Origin of the sequence: Proteus sp. fly-1067, assembly GCF_040139345.1 — a bacterium.
Lineage (GTDB): Bacteria > Pseudomonadota > Gammaproteobacteria > Enterobacterales > Enterobacteriaceae > Proteus > Proteus vulgaris_B.
Map to the genome: position 1 here is coordinate 1 of NZ_JBEEUL010000209.1, position 560 is coordinate 560.

1 protein-coding gene is annotated in these 560 nt (G+C 39.6%); it reads left to right on the forward strand.

The window, feature by feature from the left end:
• Nucleotides 1-40: 40 nt before the first annotated feature.
• A partial coding sequence (locus tag ABN217_RS20035) for a protein-disulfide reductase DsbD domain-containing protein (RefSeq protein WP_349459974.1) occupies nt 41-560 on the forward strand: 520 nt, incomplete at its 3' end.

The following is a 560-nucleotide window of genomic DNA, read 5'->3' on the forward strand; positions in this document are numbered from 1 at the left end:
GCGCGTTTAGCTTATTGGTGTATATTATTCTGGAGGAAACATGCGTTTTGTAATTAATTCTTTCATTATGTTAATTGCTTTGTTTGTGGGCAGTGTATTCGCTGCTGATACAGGCTGGTTAACTGATCAACATAATGATCACCCACAAGTGCGTTTATTAAGTGCTTCCCAAAAAGATGGGAAAGTTACTTTATTATTGGATGTTCAGCTGCAAGATGGGTGGAAAACCTATTGGCGTTCTCCAGGAGAAGGTGGCGTTGCCCCTGAAATTAATTGGTCGCAAGATGTAAGCGCAATAACTTGGCATTGGCCATCACCTTCAGCTTTTGATGTGGCGGGTATTCATACTCAAGGCTATGACAAACAAGTTGTTTTTCCTATTGAGCTATCCTCTGTTCAGACTGATCGTTTAATGGGAGTTTTAACTTTATCAACATGCAGTAATGTCTGTATTTTGACTGATTACACTTTAGACTTGGATTTTACAGAACCGGTGCCAGCTGATTTTGAATGGCAATATAATCAGGCAATGGCAAAAATTCCTGTTGGAACAGGATTAG